Genomic DNA, 15,964 nt, shown 5'->3' with positions numbered 1-15,964 from the left:
ATGCCTGGGGGTTCGGTAACGGTGGAGCGGGCGGGTCGGGCGGCATGCTCGCCGATGGTGGTCGCGGTGGCAACGCCGGATTCTTTATGGGCAACGGTGGGAACGGAGGGGCGGGAGGAATCACCGCGTTGGGAGCCACCCACAACGATCCGGGGCTCAGCGGCGGGCGCGGTGGTGACGGTGGCCATGCCTTCCTCTACGGAAACGGAGGCGCCGGCGGAGCCGGGGGTGCCGGCGCCCCGGGAGGCCAGGGCGAACTGTTCAGTCTTGGCGCGGTGAACCCCGGCGGTCGTGGCGGTGATGGTGGTCATGGCGGCACCGGCGGGCTGATCGGTGGCGGTGGGACCGGTGGTGCCGGTGGCGCCGGCGGTCGCGGTAGCGAAGGTCTTGCTATTGACGGCGGCAATGGCGGTGCCGGCGGCAACGGCGGTGTCGGCGGCAGCACCCGGCTTATCGGCCCCGGTGGTTTCGGCGGCGACGGCGGCCCCGGCGGCCGCGGCGGAACTGGTCGCGTTGGGGTGGACTTCCAGGGCCAGACCTTGATCGGGCGCAATGGAGACGGCGGCGCTGGCGGCAACGGCGGCGCAGCAGGCTCGGGCGGCATTCCCTACGGCTATGGCGGAAACCCCACTTTGCTGCAGTATGGCGGCGGTGACGGCGGCGACGGCGGTGACGGTGGCGATGCCGGCCGTGGGGCTGGCGCAAAGCCCGGGGTCGGGGGTGCCGGCGGCAGCGCTGGTACCGGCGGTTCACTCTACGGCGAAGATGGTTCAGGCGGGGTGACCGGCAAATCCAGCTGAGCCGGGTAGCGGCCGCGAGGCAACCGCGGACTCGATTCGATCCGGTTGATTTTCATGGCTGATATCCGGGCAGCCGGTTGTTAGGATCCTCGGGCGGCATCGTTCTGCGCAGTAAGACACCGATTCCCGAGGAGCCTGGCGTGACGGTCACCGACGAATACCTAGCTCACAACACCGAGTACGCAAGCACTTTCCAGGGTCCGCTTCCGCTGCCACCCAGCAAACACATCGCGATTGTCGCCTGCATGGACGCCCGGATTGATGTTTACCGCGTGCTGGGCATCAACGAGGGCGAGGCCCACGTCATCCGCAACGCCGGCGGGGTGGTCACCGACGATGTGATCCGCTCGCTGGCCATCAGCCAGCGGCTGCTGGGAACCCAGGAGATCATTCTCATCCATCACACCGATTGCGGGATGCTCACCTTCGCCGACGACGACTTCAAGCGCGGCATTCAGGACGAGACCGGCGTCAAACCCCCGTGGGCGGCCGAGGCATTCCCCGACGTCGCCGAGGACGTGCGCCAGTCGTTGCGCCGCATTCAGAACAGCCCCTTTGTCACCAAACACGTCTCCATGCGCGGGTTCGTCTTCGACGTCGCCACCGGCAAGCTCAACGAAGTGACACCATAACCCCGTCGTCGCGCCTGCCTTGGGCTCACGAATCGTGAACTGGCAGCCGACCCATTAACAACTCCCGCCAACTCATGCCAACTCATGCCTTGGTCAGGCAATCGCTAGGAACCTGCCAGCCGTCCTGTCGTTGACAGCGGCCGCACCGGCTGGTTCCATTGGAGACAATGACCGTAAACCTGGTCAATCCAACCAACTTTATCAAGTATGAGGCCCGGACAATGACAGGAAAGCCATGACCAGCGGCGTCAAGGCCGGCCCCGCGGCGGGGCAGTACGAGTTGAGCCATCTCCGCTTATTGGAGGCCGAGGCCATCCACATCATTCGGGAGGTGGCTGCGGAGTTCGAACGGCCGGTGCTGTTGTTCTCTGGCGGCAAGGACTCGATCGTCATGCTGCATCTGGCGCTGAAAGCGTTTCGACCTGGACGGCCACCGTTCCCGGTGATGCACGTCGACACCGGGCACAACTTCGACGAGGTGATCGCGACCCGTGACGAGCTGGTCGCCGAGTCCGGGGTGCGGTTGGTGGTGGCATCGGTGCAGGACGACATCGACGCCGGGCGGGTCGTCGAAACCCCCCCGTCGCGCAATCCGCTGCAGACGGTGACGTTGCTGCGGGCCATCCGGGAGAACAAGTTCGACGCCGCGTTCGGGGGAGCCCGACGCGACGAGGAGAAGGCGCGCGCCAAGGAACGGGTGTTCAGCTTCCGCGACGAATTTGGTCAGTGGGACCCCAAAGCCCAGCGGCCCGAGCTCTGGAACCTCTACAACGGACGCCATCACAAGGGCGAGCACATCCGGGTCTTTCCGTTGTCGAACTGGACGGAATTCGACATCTGGTCCTACATCGGTGAGGAGAACATCACCCTGCCGTCGATCTATTACGCCCACCGGCGCAAGGTTTTCGAGCGCGACGGGATGCTGCTGGCTGTGCATCGGTACTTGGAGCCGCGCGCCGACGAGCCGGTATTCGAGGCCACGGTGCGGTTCCGCACCGTCGGTGACGTCACCTGCACCGGGTGTGTGGAATCCAACGCCGCGACGGTGGCCGAAGTCATCGCCGAGACGGCGGTGTCCCGGCTGACCGAACGCGGCGCAACCAGGGCTGATGACCGGATTTCGGAAGCTGGGATGGAAGACCGCAAACGGCAGGGGTATTTCTGATGACTGCATCCACGACGTTGTTGCGCCTCGCCACAGCGGGATCCGTCGATGACGGCAAGTCGACATTGATCGGGCGGCTGCTTTACGACTCCAAGGCGGTCATGGAGGACCAGTGGGCGTCGGTCGAGCAGACATCCAGGGAACGCGGTCATGACTACACCGACCTGGCTCTGGTCACTGACGGTCTGCGGGCCGAGCGCGAGCAGGGCATCACCATCGATGTCGCCTACCGCTATTTCGCCACGCCCAAGCGGAAATTCATCATTGCCGACACTCCCGGCCACATCCAGTACACCCGCAACATGGTCACCGGCGCATCGACGGCCCAACTGGTGATCGTGCTGGTCGATGCTCGCCATGGTCTGCTGGAGCAGTCCCGTCGGCACGCCTTCCTGGCGTCGCTGCTGGGCATTCAGCACATCGTGCTCGCGGTCAACAAGATGGACCTGATCGGTTGGGACAAAGGCAAATTCGAGGCGATTCGCGACGAGTTCCACGCCTTTGCCGCCCGACTGGATGTGCAGGACGTTGCCACGATTCCCATTTCCGCGCTGAACGGCGACAATGTCGTCACCAAGTCCGACGAGACACCGTGGTACGAGGGACCGGCGCTGCTGACCCATCTGGAAGAGGTCTACATCGCCGGTGACCGAAATCTGGTCGACGTGCGGTTCCCGGTTCAGTATGTGATCCGCCCGCATACTCTTCGGCATCAAGACCACCGCAGTTATGCGGGCACCGTGGCCAGTGGGGTCATGCGTCCCGGTGACGAGGTGATCGTACTGCCGATCGGCAAGACAACCCGCATCACCGCCATCGAAGGGCCGAATGGTCCTGTGCCGGAAGCGTTTCCGCCGATGGCGGTCTCGGTGAGCATCGCAGACGACATCGACATCTCCCGCGGCGACATGATTGCTCGCACCCAAAACCAGCCCAGGGTGACGCAGGGTTTCGACGCGACGGTGTGCTGGATGGCGGATTCGGCGGTGCTAGAGCCGGGCCGTGACTACATCATCAAGCACACCACCCGGACCACCCGCGTCCGTGTCACCGGGCTCGAGTACCGCCTCGACGTCAATACCCTGCACCGCGACAAGACGGCAACCGCCTTGAAGCTCAATGAGCTTGGCCGGATCTCGCTGCGCACCCAGATGCCGCTGCTGCTCGACGAATACACCCGCAACGCCGCCACCGGATCGTTCATCCTCATCGATCCCGACACCAACGGAACCGTCGCGGCGGGCATGGTGTTGCGCGAGGTCGCGGCCCACACACCCAGCCCCAACACCGTGCGGCATAAATCGCTGGTGACAACCCACGAACGGCCGCGAGGCCGCACGGTGTGGTTCACCGGGCTGTCGGGCGCGGGCAAGTCGTCGGTGGCCACCCGGGTGGAGCAGAAGCTGCTCGAAAGCGGTGTTCCCACTTACGTTCTCGACGGCGACAACCTGCGGCACGGGTTGAACGCGGACCTGGGATTCAGTATGGCCGACCGTGCCGAAAACCTGCGGCGGCTGGCGCATGTGGCCCTATTGCTCGCCGACTGCGGCCACGTCGTGTTGGTTCCGGCGATCAGTCCGCTGGATGAGCATCGCGCGTTGGCCCGAAAAGTGCACGACGACGCCGGATTCGACTTTGTCGAGGTGTTCTGCGACACGCCGCTAGAAGACTGCGAGCGGCGCGATCCCAAGGGCTTGTATGCCAAAGCGCGCGCAGGCGAGATCACCCATTTCACCGGGATCGACAGTCCGTATCAGCGGCCGAAGAATCCCGACCTGCGACTCACCCCGGACCGTAGCCTCGACGAGCAGGCGCAGATGCTTATCGACTTGCTGGAGTCCGGGGCCTAAAAAACGGATCGATAGCGCAACGCTTCGCGTTGCGCATCGTCGCTTAGGCGGTGCCGGATTGCCACGCTCCTTCTCGCAACGCTTCGCGTTGCGCATCGTCGCTTAGGCGGTGCCGGATTGCCACGCTCCTTCTCGCAACGCTTAGCGTTGCGCATCGTCGCTTAGGCGGGTGGCACAATCCTGAAGCATGCGGATGTCGGCCAAGGCTGAGTACGCGGTACGGGCGATGGTCCAACTCGCCACGGCTCCCACCGGCACCCTGGTCAAGACCGACGATTTGGCCCAGGCTCAGGGCATACCTCCGCAATTCCTCGTCGACATCCTGACCAACCTGCGCACCGACCGCCTGGTGCGCAGCCATCGCGGTCGCGAGGGCGGTTATGAGCTGGCGCGCCCGGGCAGCGAGATCAGCATTGCCGACGTGCTGCGCTGTATCGACGGACCGCTGGCCAGCGTGCGTGATATCGGGCTCGGCGATCTGCCCTACTCCGGGCCCACTGCGGCACTGACCGACGTGTGGCGGGCGCTGCGGGCCAGTATGCGGTCGGTGCTGGAAGAAACCACGTTGGCCCATGTCGCCGCGGGCGCCCTGCCCGGGCACGTCACGCGACTCGCTGACGACTATCGCGTGCAGGAGAGCAAACGCCACGGGTCAACCCGCACTGGCGACTAGCCCCCCGAACCGTACGGCCGGGTGAGGATCTCCATGAAATGCCCGGCAGGGTCTCGGAAATACACCCCGCTGCCGCCGTCGCGGTGGTTGATCTCGCCTGGCCTGCTGGCACCGGGATCTGCCCAGTGCGCCACTCCGCGGGACGCGATCCTGCCGTAGATGGTGTCGAAGTCCTCGTCAGAGACCAGAAAGGCGTAGTGCTGTGGACGGATTTGCTCGTCGGCCGCGACATCGGCGTAATCAAGCGACGCCCCATGTTCGAGCGCGACGACCAGGAAGTGGCCGAACGGTACCGGCTCGGGCAAGCCGAACAGGTCGGTGAGGAACTCTGCCGATTCTTGCTTGTCGTGGGACGTGACAATGGTGTGGTTGAAGCTGATGCCCAACTTTCTGGCCTCCCGTTGTTTGCGGCGCGAAGTCGCACCCGCTATTTGGGCGCGGTGAGTTCCAATGCAATGTTGTCTGGGTCGCGGAACTCGAGAATGTATAGCGGCCCGATGTCCTTGATCGGCTCGTGCCGGATCCGGAGATCGTCGAGATGCGAAGCTGCAGAGTCTAATTCAGCTCTGCTGCTGACTCGGAACGCGATGTGGTCCAGGCCGGCGCGATCCTCGTCGAAGCGGTCGTTGGCCACCGGCCGCAGGCCCAGCAGCGCGCCGCCGAGATCGTAGATGACGCCGCCGAACAGAAAGCCCAACTGCCGGCGCGTCGCATCGTCGGCATTGTCGGGGACCTCGATGAGCACCGGCCAGCCGAACACGCTTTCGTAGAACTGCCGCGATCGCTCGATATCGGTGACCGTGAGCCTGACATGCGCAATCGACGTGCTGACGAACCCCATCTAGCTCATGGTGCCAGAATCGCGTTCGTGCAGATAGCCATGACAATGCCCGTGATGGAGCCCGACCTCGACGCGGCGGTGCTCAAGAGTTGGGCTCGTGCCATCGACAGCGGACCGTTCTCGTCGCTGTGCTGGGGCGAGCGGATCGCGTTCGACAACCCCGACAGCCTGACATTGCTCGGCGCGCTGGCCGCCTGGACTGAGCGGGTCCGGTTGGTGACGACGGTGATCGTGCCCCAATTGCACAATCCGGTGATGCTGGCCAAGGCCTTGGCTACCGGCGACCTGCTGAGTGGTGGGCGGTTGACGGTGGGTGTCGGGATCGGCGGCCGGCACGAGGATTACCACGCCGCCGGCGCCGACCCCACGACGCAGACGATGCGCGGCATGGCCGAGCGTGTGGCGGTCATGAGGCGGGTCTGGGGCGGTGAGAAGATCACCGATTCGCAGCGGTCGGTCGGGCCATTGCCGGTGCAGGCGGGCGGTCCGCCGTTGCTGGTCGGGACGATTGGGCCAAAGACCCTCCGCAGCGCCGCCGCGTGGGCCGACGGGCTGGCCGGAACCACCCTGGACCTGCACGTCGGGAGGCAGAACGAGCTCTACGACGTTGCTCGCACCGCCTGGGCCGAGGCGGGTAAGCCCAAACCGCACCTGGCGACGTCGTTTTGGTTCGCGTTCGGATCGCCGGATCAAGCCCGCGGTCAGGTGCATCGTCACCTGCGGCGTTATATGAACTGGATCCCGGCCGAATACGTCGATGCCATGGCGCCGATGACCGGCTGGGCCGGCAGCGAAGAGGAGCTGCTGGCGGTGCTGCGAAAGTTCGAGGAGATCGGCACCGACGAGGTTCAGCTGATCCCGACCAGTGCGGATCTCGAGCAGCTAGAGCGCGCCGCCGACGTGATCGCCGCGCTCTAGATCAACCGGTCGCGGCTTCGGGCACCCGCCCGTCACCGACCGCGCGCTGCTGCACGGGTAGGCCTTTGCGCAGGGTCGCCAGCAGCTCGCGGTAGGGGCCGACGAGGTAAACCGTGTCGCCGGCCCGGAGCCGGGCTTCGCGGCGCGGGTGCAGCATGACCGCCTCGTCCGGTCTGGTGATCGCGATGACGCGGGTGTCGGTCGACAGCTCATACATCGGCAGCCCGTCGAGTTCGCTGCCGGCGCCCACCTGCATTCCGCCCACCATGAAGGAGCTCTGCCCCACCGAAAACGTGCCCAGCACCTGCAGACCCATCGCGGCACCGATGAACCACGGCGCCGCCAATTCCACTGTCGAGCGCACACTTTCGAAGCCGAACCGCTGAGCCACCGCGCTTCCCAGCGTGCGGTCGTAGACCCGCAGCACCAGCGGTATGCTGCGGCCCTTGGCCTTGAGCCCGCCCAGCATTTCCCGCAGCACGATGCCGGTTTCGACGTTGACCATGTCGTCCTGGGTGAGCACCGCCACCGCACGGGCGTGGGTGACGCAGGCCGATTCCAGCGTCTGCGGCAACGTCGCGTCACCAAAGATGACCGGCACATCCAGCTCGGCCGCCGATGACAGATATCGGCTGTTTTCGTCGAGTTCGATGACGGCGACGTCGTACCCGGCGGCGGTCAAATCCCGGACCACCCGGATGCCGAACGAGCCGAGCCCGACGACGATGACGTGGTTGCGCAGATGGCGTACCCGCATGCGGCCGGCCGAACGGGTGAAGCGGCGTGACAACAGCAAATCGGCGAGGAACGCCACCAGGATCGCGGTCAGGGTCACGCCGGCGAACATCAACGAGATGCTGAACACTCGCAGCCACGTGGGCTGGTGGGCGAAGCTGAAGTCGCCGTAACCCACGGTCGCGATCGTCTCGGTGCTGAAGTACAGCGCATCCAGCCACGTCATCCCCGGTGGCCGCCGATAGGCAAAGCGCAACAACACCGTCGACCCGATCAGCAGGATCACCATCGCGGTCAAGGCCCGATAGAACATCGGGTTCACACCGTTTCGGAAAGTCCGTACCGCGTCGGAGAGCTGACGAAGCCATAGCAGGCGGAAAGGCGTTGCGCTGGGTCGGGGAACCTTGATGCCGCGGATGGCTAGCTCGTCCGCGGTGCCGATCATCGCGGTCTGGTCGCCGGTGTGCACGCGCAGGTCCCGGCCAGGGCAGGCCACCAACTCACCGGCATTAGCCGAGTTCTTGCCGCGGACCACTGCCACCGGCGCAAGGTCGCCGTAGATGTCGCGCAGGGTCGCGTCCCGCGGTGCCTCGGCTCGCCAGACGACAAACTTCATGCCGGCCACCTCGAACGGGTGGGCGGTGCGCGCCAGACACGCCTCAACGACTGAAGGGGCCGCCAGACCGGCGACGTCAAGGATGGCGCCGGGCTCGTTGGCGGCAGCCATCGCCTCGCGCAGGACGTCGTTGGCAAGCCGTGCCACCACTCGTACGTGTGGGTCGGCTTTCCTTGCCAGCAGCGCGATTTCGAGATTTCTCGCGTCGTCGTCCCCGGCGCAGATGACGGCGATCGCGTGAGCGAGCTCGGCACCCTTGAGCTCTTCGGTGGCCAGCTTGACAATGTGGACGCCGGCGCTGTTGAGCTCCTCGACAATCGTGTTCGCCAGCGCGTCGTCACCGCTGACGATGATGTGCCGGCGCGTTTTCACCGATACCGCCGTGGCACCGGGTCGTCTGGCATGTCAACCCCTCCGCTGGCTGCTATCGCGATCTACGGCTATCTGGCACCGTAACCGTTAGCCGGCCGAACATGGGCCGTAACCAGGCACGGAGTCGGGTGGGATACTGCGACCATGCCTACAGCCCGGCGCGGTCACGGTGTCATCGACATTTCCGCACCTCCCGATCTGGTGTATGACCTCATTGCCGATGTGACCCGAATGGGGCAATGGAGCCCTGAGTGCTATCGGTGTGAGTGGCTCGACGGGGTCACCGCCGCCGCCGCCGGCGCGCGGTTTCGCGGGTACAACCGGCTCGGCCTCATGCGCTGGGAACGGACCGCCGTGGTGGGCACGGCCGAACGCGGCCGCGAATTCAGCTTCGCCACCGTGAACGATGGCGCCGGACGTGAAGAAACCCGCTGGACCTACAGCATGGAGCCCACGCCGTCGGGGACATTGCTCACCGAATCTTTCGAGTTTCTCTGGTGTTCGGTGGTCAACAGGTTGGCCGAAGCGGCTATCCCGCGGGGGCGTCAAATGGACCGTGGCATCCAGGAAACGTTGCGGCGTATCAAGAAGGCCGCCGAAACAGCGGCGTGAATCGCGGATGTGTCAAATATCCCGGTATGGCACGTTTGACCGAATCACCTCGGCCTTTGGGTACCAACGCCGCAGGTAGCGGCACAGCGACAGAGTCTTGGCGTCGCAGTGTTCGCTGGGCCCCACGAACACTCCTTTGACCGCGCTTCGGTCGAATGCAAACCGCACCCGCGGGATCAGGCCGATGCGCGACGTGGAATAGAACGTCTCCGACGTGTGTGAAATCAGCCGCTGTTCGGCTTCACCGACGAACTTCTTGTGCTTCATCGAAGCCGCTAACGGGATTATCCGCCGGACCAGGCGCTGCTGAGCCGGATGAATAGCAGCGCCCGGGTCGTCGCTCACGGCGTGGATCAACTCGTCGATATGGTCGTCGACCAGCCGAGCCACCTGCGCAGACTGCCGCTCCGGTAGATATTCCACTGGATGCAACTCGGGCACCGGTGCGGATTCACTGATCGGAAGTTCGGTGGGCAGGGTCGTCTGCTTGACGGAATCTTTCAGAATTTGGCTGTCGAACTCGATCGCGTAGCCGCCGTTGGCGTAGCCGCGCCACTGGGACAGGTCGTCTCCGAACATGGAAAAGCAGGCCACAAACGGTCCGAAGTCGTCGGCGATGAGCTCTTGGGCGCGCAGCACGTTCTTACAGACGCCCAGAATCGCAGACGATTTCACTTCAGGTTCCGCGTGTGCGGATGACTTAACGTCCTGCCCGTATTTCGCGATCATGGCGCATATCGCCTCCACTCCGTAGGAGAACTCCTGGGAGTCGTTCAAGTATGCGACATGCGTTCCCCAGATTTGTCCGGAATCGAGAATTCCCTTGAGGCCCTTGATATCCGTGTAGTGGTAAACGCTGCCGTCGCTTTCCCGCACCGGCCAATCGGTTACCTGTTCTGCTGAGCCGCTCGCAGCTGCGTCATCGGACACGTCGCCTAGTGAAGCACGTGGCGGCGACGGGCTCAGCGAAACCTGCATTCGCAGCCGCCCGAAGCCAGCCGCGGTGACGGTCGCGATACTGGCCGGGTGCCTTTCATCGAAACCGTCGCGTCCCGCGAGATCTATCGCAATCGCTGGATGGTGCTCCGCGAAGACGACATCCGTCGCCCCGATGGCAGTCCCGGCGTCTACGGTGTGGTGGACAAGCCGACCTATGCGCTGGTGATCCCATACGACGGGCACCGATTCCGCCTGGTCGAGCAGTTTCGGTACCTCGTCGGTGCGCGTCGCTGGGAGTTTCCCCAGGGGACTGCGCCCGACTTGGCGGACCTGGCGCCGGCCGAGCTGGCCGCGCGCGAGTTGCGCGAGGAGACCGGATTACAGGCGGCGTCGTGGAAGTTGCTGGGCCGCCTCGACACCGCTCCGGGAATGACAAGTCAGCGCGGGTGGGTGTTTCTGGGCACCGACATCACCGAGGGCGATTCCGATCCTGAGCATGAGGAGCAGGACATGCGCAGTGCCTGGTTCCCGCGTGACGATGTCGAGGAGATGATCCGCTCCGGAGTGATCGTCGACTCGCAGTCGATCGCGGCATATGGGCTGTTTCTCATACTCGGCCTGTGACGCGGATTGCCCTGTGTTGCTCACAGTTTCGACGCTTCTGCAGCCGAACGCGATCGTGTCCGCGCTGAGACCTGATTGCGTCGTCGAAGCCGCACCATATACCCGGTGCGTCCGATTTCCAGGTGGGAAGCCCGTGTCGCCGGGATGCTCGCTGCCGCAGTGATCACGGTGGTCGGCAACCCTGCCGTTGCGGTGCACGCGGCGACGCCATCGTGGAACGGGAAATACTCGCTGGTGCGCTACGCCGCAGTCAAGTCCGGCACCAGCATTGCCGCCGGCCAGGCCGAGCCCACCTTCAGCGCAGACTACGTCTTCACGACGACCTGTTCGGCCGCCAAGTGCGTCGCCACGGCCACCAACGGGCCCACACCGAAGAACCCGACGTTGCCTCAGCCTTCTCACTACGCCTGGGATGGCACCAAATGGGTGGAGCACTTCGATTTCCAATGGGATTGCTACCTGGGCGAGGGGGTGGCCAAAGTGTGGGCGCCTGCGCGGTCGTGGGCGTTCTACACGCCTCGGGCAGACGGGTCGATGCGGGGCACCTGGCATACCGACATCGACGACGGTCCGTGCCGCGGCTCCGTCGAAATGCCGGTGGCAGCGTTTCCTGCCGGCAGTCAATCGGGGTGAATGCGGCGGTTGCGCCAACCGCTGAGGCGATGGCCGATAGCCTAACCGCATGACCGTGGGTGAGTCGGTTGCGCAGTCGCTGCAACAGTGGGATCGCAAACTGTGGGACGTGGCCATGCTGCACGCCTGTAACGCCGTTGACGGCAGCGCTCGGAAGCGCTACCCGGCGTTAGGGGTCGGGACACGATTCAGGCGAGTCATTCGGGATTCGCTCGACATATTCGGTGTGATGGCGACGCCGGGCGTCAATCTCGAAGAAACGCGTTTTCCGGTGGCCGTGCGATCCGATCTGCCGGACAAGCGCCCCGACATTGCCGACGTTCTCTTCGGGATTCACCGGTGGTTGCACGGTCACATCGACGAAGGCCTGGGCGGCTTCGAGGTAACGCCGTACGTGAACTCCGGTGCGGTACTGCGCACCGCAAATGACGGCAAAATTCAGCTGACCAAGTTTGCGATTCTGGGAATGTTGGCCGTGGCGGTGTTTGCGCCGGAGAACAAGGGTGAGTCCATTCCGTCCGATTACCAGCTGAGCTGGTTTGACCATGTGTTCTACATCAGTGTCTGGTGGGGTTGGCAAGACCATTTCCGCGAGATCGTCAACGTTGACCCGTCGTCGCTGGTGACGCTCAACTTCGGCGATTTGTGGGATAGGTGGACGCCGGTTTCGGCGACCCCGGCGTAAGTCAATACAACCGCTGTACGAGCCGCTGCCACCGGCGGTGGCGGTGACGAAACATCAGCTTGACGAATAATCGTGTCGGAGCTCCGCGCAGTCCGTTATCGGTTTCGATCTCGTCGGTGTACCGGCAGTGGTGCTCGTCGACGGGTTCGAAAATCAGGCGGTGGTTCCAGGTGCGCACGGGCCCGCCGTGCTCGTTGGTGTAGATCTCGGTGGCGTCGAGTCGCTTGATCGTAATGTGGTGCGTCCATGCGGGTATGACGCCGAACCACCACAAGCGTCCTGATCCCCGGGCGCCGACCTCGAAGTGTTCGGGGAACTCGGGGCGATAGAAGCGCAGAATTGGGCTTAGGACGTAGGTCATGGTCGTCGGTTTGCGCGCCAGTGCGGCAGCCGTTTCCGCGGAGAGCGGCAGTTCGGTAGTTAGGGTGACCTTACTCACGGGCTAATGATGCACTGTGCCGTGGTGCGGGGCCAGTTCCAGGGCGGTGTCCGGCTCGTTGACTGAGATGGTGCCCCCGGCAGGATTCGAACCTGATCGAGTTTGCGGCGTGGCTGTCGTCATTACCTGCGGTTTCTGCGCTCTGAACTGCTTATTCAGCACTTTGACCGCTCCGACAGTATAGGACACTGCCGGACATATCGGTACACTCATGTTGTGCAAACCTTGCGCGGAAGTTTCGACAAGTGACGCGAAAACGGCGCGGCTTTGGTCGCATCCGCCAGGAGCGCTCCGGCCGCTTCAGCGCCGCCTACATCGGCCCAGACACAAAACTGCACCGCGCCCCACGAACGTTCGCCGCCGAATCCGACGCTGAGGGCTGGCTGGCCATCGAACGGCGTAAAATCGACCTGGGCACCTGGGGAGCGGTCGAACGCTCTGACGGCATCACGCTGCGGGCCTACGCCGACAAGTGGATTGAGGAGCGCCAGTTACGGCCCCGCACCCGTCAGCACTACGAGTCCATGCTGGAAAGGCTAATCCTGCCCGACCTGGGGGGCGCGAAAATCGTCACGCTGACGCCGGCCAAGGTCCGTCAGTGGCACGCCGGCCTGGGGGGCGCGCACCCGACCCGCAACGCCCACGCATATGCGTTGCTGCACGCCATCTGCCAAACCGCGGTCCAAGACGAAGTGCTTGACGCCAACCCATGCCGAATACGTGCGGCCATGCAGACCAAGCGCCGCCGCGAGGTCGACATCCTCACGCCCGCCGAGCTGGACCGGCTGGCCGCCAAGATGCCCGCCGAGTTGCGCGCAAGTGTGCTACTGGCCGCGTGGTGCGGGCTGCGCTGGGGGGAGACCTCCGAGCTACGCCGAGGCGACATCAGCGGCGATTGCAGTGTTCTGCGCATCCGCCGAGCGGTGACCTACCGCCAGGGCAGGTTCTACGTCGGAGCACCAAAGACCGCGGCCGGGGTTCGCGACGTCGCGGTTCCCCCGCACATAAGGCCAATCATCAAGGCGCACTTGAAGAACCACGTCGGCCATACGGCCGAATCACTGCTGTTTACAGACGACGACGATACACACCTACGCGCCGATCGCTACCGCACACATTGGGAGAAAGCCCGCGCTGCAATCGGTAAGCCGAACCTGCGAGTGCACGACTTGCGCCACGTCGGCGCAGTGCTCGCGGCCCAAAGTGGTGCCACCACAGTCGAACTCATGCATCGACTTGGGCACACCACTCCGCAGATGGCGTTGCGGTACCAACACGTCGCCGAAGGACGCGACGCCGAGATCGCGGAACGATTGTCGAAGCTCGCGAAAGGCAGCTGATGGATTCAGGCGCGATCATTGCGGCCCACAAAACCATGACGAACAAACAATTGCGCAGGCTGCTATTGGTCGAATATCGCTGCGCCAAAGGATGTCTACTGCTCCACGTGTGGAACACCCCGGGCGGAGCCGCGTATTACCGCCCGGGAATCAATATCTCGGAGAACATGCACCGACGCACGGGAGCATCCGAGGTTGGGCGGATACCCGAGATGGGCGGCCTTGTCGCATGTTTCGACGATTCCGACTGGGTTTGGGTTACCGACGAGCAGGAGCGTACCGGGATAGGGTCGAATTATCTTACGATCGGCTGCAAGCATTGCCTCGGGCTGCGTTTCCCGGCCAAGACGATCAAGGCCGATGTGGCGGCAGCGACACCCGGCGATCCGGTGAGGGTGCGCGACTTTTGGGCGCGACCAAAACCACCGAAGCAGGAGTAGACACGCCTATGATCAACTTGTTCGGCGGGTTGTCTTTGCATGTCCGGTAAAGTGCCAGTCATAGACCAATAGCGAGCTCCGGCAAAGATTCGCCGCAAGCTCCGGGGACTGAGCAGCCGGAAAGAGCCGAAAGGCCGTCTTTCCCTTGCTGCGCAACAAATCTGGTACACCTGGCAATCGCCGCGAACGGCGACACCCCGAACTGATCGGGCTGCAAGAGGCTGCCGACCGCTGCGGAGTCACATACCGCACAATCAGGCGCTGGGTCGCTCGCGGTGATCTGGACGCCGTGCGCGTAGGTCGCCGCCTTCTGAAGGTTGATTCGGCGGCTGTCGACGCACTGATGCGGCCGGTTGGCGGCGGTGCGGCATGAGCCCGCCGGAACGAGAAAGCCGCCCGGGTGGCAACCGGACGGCAGATCCTCTAGCAGCAGCTACCCCCAAGCCTACCACCGACACGTCGGCAGCGGCACACACACTGCACCGCGGCTCCCGCGTCTTGCCAGGCGACCGGCGTGTCCGCTGCACCACGAAGGGGTGCCCCTGGCGCGGTTTCTGCCCGACGCACACCGCGCGGTTCGCCAAAGGATTCGGCGGCCTCGACCGGATGATGCGCCGACCGCGGGAGCGGGCCTCATGATCGCCCACGACCGCATCCTGGGTGCGCTGCGCGACCGCGGCAGTGCCGTAGCCGAGCGGGGACACAACGCCCAGTGCCAGTGCCCGGCTCATGACGACGGTCGTGCGTCGTTGAGCGTGCGGCGAATCGACGGGTCGGCCCTGGTTTATTGTCACGCCGGGTGCCAGACCGCCGACGTGCTGGCCGCGCTCGGCCTGTCGATGCGCGACCTCTACGACGACCGCAAGGGACAGACCTTCACCTACCCGGATGGTCGCCGGGTCAAGCGCACCTACGACAAGCGGTTCTGGCAGGAGGGCGCCGAGGGGCGCCGTAGCCTGTTCCGCACGCAGTTCGGCGATACCACAACCATTTTCGTCGCCGAAGGCGAAAAAGATGTGCTCGCAATCGAATCGGTCGGCGGCGCGGCCACCTGCTCAGCGATGGGCGCGGGCAAGGCCGACAAGTTCGACTGGGAACCGTTGCGCGGCAAGACCGCAATCATCATCGCCGACAGGGATGAGCCGGGCCGTAAGCACGCCGCACAGGTCGCCGGGCTGCTACAGGGCATCGCCAGCTCGATACGTATCGTCGAAGCCGCCGCCGGCAAGGATGCCGCCGACCACGTCGCCGCGGGATACGGGCTCGACGAGCTGGTGGACGTGACGGCACCGGCCACCGAGGTTGTGGACGGCGCTGAGCTGCTCGACAGGATTGAGCGGTTCGCCGGCCGCTTCTTAGCCTTTTCGTCGGCGCATCACCTTGTGGCGTTGGTGCTGTGGATTGTTCACACGTGGGCGGTATCCGCGTTCTATGTGACGCCGCGGCTGGTGTTGGATTCGCCGGAGCCGGGTAGCGGCAAAACACGCGTGCTGGAAGTTCTTGCGCTGTTGTGCCGCAACGCGAAGCTCACCTTGAGCACGACGACGGCGGCCCTGTATCGGCGTATCGCGGCTGCGGGCGACGAGCCCCCAACCATCCTGCAGGACGAGGCTGACGCCGTATTCGGTCGCACGACCAACCCCCAAGCCG

Annotated in this window: 17 protein-coding genes and 2 pseudogenes; 14 read left to right on the top strand and 5 right to left on the bottom strand. The window is 64.5% G+C overall.

Annotated features, from left to right (window positions below):
* From EET13_RS32375 to EET13_RS20400, 5 genes and pseudogenes are all read left to right on the top strand, one after another.
* A pseudogene (locus EET13_RS32375) lies at positions 1–800 on the top strand (PE family protein); the annotation flags it as partial.
* 140 nt (positions 801–940) lie between these two features.
* Complete coding sequence (locus tag EET13_RS20415) at positions 941–1,432, top strand: beta-class carbonic anhydrase (RefSeq protein ID WP_122443984.1); 492 nt, start codon at positions 941–943, stop codon at positions 1,430–1,432.
* A 167-nt stretch (positions 1,433–1,599) separates the two neighbouring features.
* A pseudogene (gene cysD / locus EET13_RS20410) lies at positions 1,600–2,597 on the top strand (sulfate adenylyltransferase subunit CysD).
* Positions 2,597–4,447 (top strand): adenylyl-sulfate kinase, encoded by a 1,851-nt coding sequence (cysC, locus tag EET13_RS20405; RefSeq protein ID WP_122443982.1) that lies wholly within the window; start codon positions 2,597–2,599, stop codon positions 4,445–4,447. The pseudogene cysD and the gene cysC overlap by 1 nt, the downstream one beginning before the upstream one ends.
* Before the next feature lie 187 nt (positions 4,448–4,634).
* Positions 4,635–5,120, top strand: a complete 486-nt coding sequence (locus tag EET13_RS20400) for an Rrf2 family transcriptional regulator (RefSeq protein WP_122443981.1) — start codon at positions 4,635–4,637, stop codon at positions 5,118–5,120.
* On the opposite strand, the gene EET13_RS20395 is transcribed toward EET13_RS20400, so the two are convergent.
* Together EET13_RS20395 and EET13_RS20390 are read right to left on the bottom strand one after the other, a co-directional pair.
* On the bottom strand, positions 5,117–5,506 hold the full coding sequence (locus tag EET13_RS20395) for a VOC family protein (protein WP_122443980.1): 390 nt from the start codon (positions 5,504–5,506) through the stop codon (positions 5,117–5,119). The genes EET13_RS20400 and EET13_RS20395 overlap by 4 nt on opposite strands.
* Before the next feature lie 41 nt (positions 5,507–5,547).
* Complete coding sequence (locus tag EET13_RS20390; RefSeq protein ID WP_122443979.1) at positions 5,548–5,961, bottom strand: VOC family protein; 414 nt, start codon at positions 5,959–5,961, stop codon at positions 5,548–5,550.
* Positions 5,962–6,000: 39 nt separating this feature from the next.
* On the opposite strand from EET13_RS20390, the gene EET13_RS20385 reads away from it, so the two are divergent.
* On the top strand, positions 6,001–6,879 hold the full coding sequence (locus tag EET13_RS20385; RefSeq protein ID WP_122443978.1) for an LLM class flavin-dependent oxidoreductase: 879 nt from the start codon (positions 6,001–6,003) through the stop codon (positions 6,877–6,879).
* A gap of 1 nt (position 6,880) precedes the next feature.
* Here the strand turns inward: EET13_RS20385 and EET13_RS20380 are convergent, their stop codons facing one another.
* A complete protein-coding gene (locus tag EET13_RS20380; protein WP_122443977.1) occupies positions 6,881–8,602 on the bottom strand; it encodes an NAD-binding protein in 1,722 nt (573 codons plus the stop codon).
* A gap of 144 nt (positions 8,603–8,746) precedes the next feature.
* Here EET13_RS20380 and EET13_RS20375 point away from each other — a divergent pair, with 144 nt between their 5' ends.
* Positions 8,747–9,214, top strand: coding sequence for an SRPBCC family protein (locus EET13_RS20375; RefSeq protein WP_122443976.1), 468 nt, complete (start codon positions 8,747–8,749; stop codon positions 9,212–9,214).
* A gap of 12 nt (positions 9,215–9,226) precedes the next feature.
* Here the strand turns inward: EET13_RS20375 and EET13_RS20370 are convergent, their stop codons facing one another.
* Positions 9,227–10,144: a DUF2971 domain-containing protein gene (locus EET13_RS20370; RefSeq protein ID WP_168990844.1), complete on the bottom strand. Its 918-nt coding sequence runs from the start codon at positions 10,142–10,144 to the stop codon at positions 9,227–9,229.
* Positions 10,145–10,291: 147 nt separating this feature from the next.
* On the opposite strand from EET13_RS20370, the gene EET13_RS20365 reads away from it, so the two are divergent.
* The 3 genes from EET13_RS20365 (at position 10,292) to EET13_RS20355 (ending at position 12,095) form a co-directional block, all read left to right on the top strand.
* Positions 10,292–10,777: an NUDIX domain-containing protein gene (locus tag EET13_RS20365; protein ID WP_211189106.1), complete on the top strand. Its 486-nt coding sequence runs from the start codon at positions 10,292–10,294 to the stop codon at positions 10,775–10,777.
* A 144-nt stretch (positions 10,778–10,921) separates the two neighbouring features.
* Complete coding sequence (locus tag EET13_RS20360; protein WP_122443973.1) at positions 10,922–11,410, top strand: Rv2253 family sensor-like surface protein; 489 nt, start codon at positions 10,922–10,924, stop codon at positions 11,408–11,410.
* A 49-nt stretch (positions 11,411–11,459) separates the two neighbouring features.
* Entirely contained in the window at positions 11,460–12,095 is a 636-nt protein-coding gene (locus EET13_RS20355; protein ID WP_122443972.1) for a hypothetical protein, read from the top strand.
* Between the two features lies 1 nt (position 12,096).
* Here the strand turns inward: EET13_RS20355 and EET13_RS20350 are convergent, their stop codons facing one another.
* Positions 12,097–12,456, bottom strand: coding sequence for a hypothetical protein (locus EET13_RS20350; protein WP_342211296.1), 360 nt, complete (start codon positions 12,454–12,456; stop codon positions 12,097–12,099).
* A gap of 323 nt (positions 12,457–12,779) precedes the next feature.
* Between EET13_RS20350 and EET13_RS20345 the strand changes: the two genes are divergently transcribed.
* From EET13_RS20345 to EET13_RS31715, 4 genes are all read left to right on the top strand, one after another.
* Positions 12,780–13,874 carry a tyrosine-type recombinase/integrase gene (locus EET13_RS20345; protein ID WP_122443970.1) on the top strand — a complete coding sequence of 365 codons (1,095 nt, stop codon included), beginning with the start codon at positions 12,780–12,782 and terminating at the stop codon, positions 13,872–13,874.
* Entirely contained in the window at positions 13,874–14,314 is a 441-nt protein-coding gene (locus EET13_RS20340) for a hypothetical protein (protein WP_122443969.1), read from the top strand. Before EET13_RS20345 ends, EET13_RS20340 begins: the two co-directional genes overlap by 1 nt.
* Positions 14,315–14,459: 145 nt before the next feature.
* Positions 14,460–14,687 (top strand): helix-turn-helix transcriptional regulator, encoded by a 228-nt coding sequence (locus EET13_RS20335; protein ID WP_244604016.1) that lies wholly within the window; start codon positions 14,460–14,462, stop codon positions 14,685–14,687.
* A 262-nt stretch (positions 14,688–14,949) separates the two neighbouring features.
* Positions 14,950–15,964 (top strand): toprim domain-containing protein (locus EET13_RS31715; RefSeq protein WP_244604015.1); only part of this gene is annotated, 1,015 nt, incomplete at its 3' end.

The organism is Mycobacterium attenuatum, assembly GCF_900566085.1.
Lineage (GTDB): Bacteria > Actinomycetota > Actinomycetes > Mycobacteriales > Mycobacteriaceae > Mycobacterium > Mycobacterium attenuatum.
The sequence above is the reverse complement of the archived record's forward strand: the minus strand, read 5'-3'. Positions and strand labels throughout refer to the sequence as shown.